1 protein-coding gene is annotated in these 515 nt (G+C 32.0%); it reads right to left on the bottom strand.

Features of this window, described 5'->3' with window-relative positions; genetic code table 11:
• Window positions 1–364 precede the first annotated feature (364 nt).
• On the bottom strand, window positions 365–515 hold a 151-nt coding region (locus K0039_RS20625; RefSeq protein ID WP_228106810.1), incomplete at its 5' end, for an ATP-binding protein.

Below are 515 nucleotides of genomic sequence, written 5' to 3'. Positions count from 1 at the left end.
TCATGGAGTGGTATCATTTGTCCTGTAAGCATGGGAGTTTGATTAAGTTCAGTATTGAGTACGATCTTCTCTGACATAATTAAACCCTACCTTGTGTAATATTAGTGGAAAAAGAATTTCGCTCGTGGAACATAACAACGCACAATATGTATTAATAACGATAAAAAATAATTAAAGATTAGTGGTAATAACAACCCGGGCAAGTGTTAATTTGTTTCATAAATACGGAACAGAATTAACACCAAGGTTAAAGATAATATTCTTTACATTCAACAAGGTATTTATAGTATGATGTTCCGTTTTTTGAATCTCATCACAAATATATGTGTGTTATCGTGAAATAATATACCTAAATAATTTAAGATCACTTACAATTATACATAAATAAACTTAAATATAAGGTGTGGAGGAATAATAAAGTTTTGGTCAGCACTCCAGCTTTACGTTTCTTTTTTAACCGGTAACTCTCTCCTTTGATATTCAGCGTGGTTGAGTGATGTAACAGCCGATCCAGG

This window comes from Terrisporobacter mayombei (assembly GCF_020748465.1).
In the GTDB taxonomy this organism is placed as follows: domain Bacteria; phylum Bacillota; class Clostridia; order Peptostreptococcales; family Peptostreptococcaceae; genus Terrisporobacter; species Terrisporobacter mayombei.
Note: the sequence above shows the minus strand (reverse complement) of the source record. Positions and strands in the feature narration are given on the sequence as shown.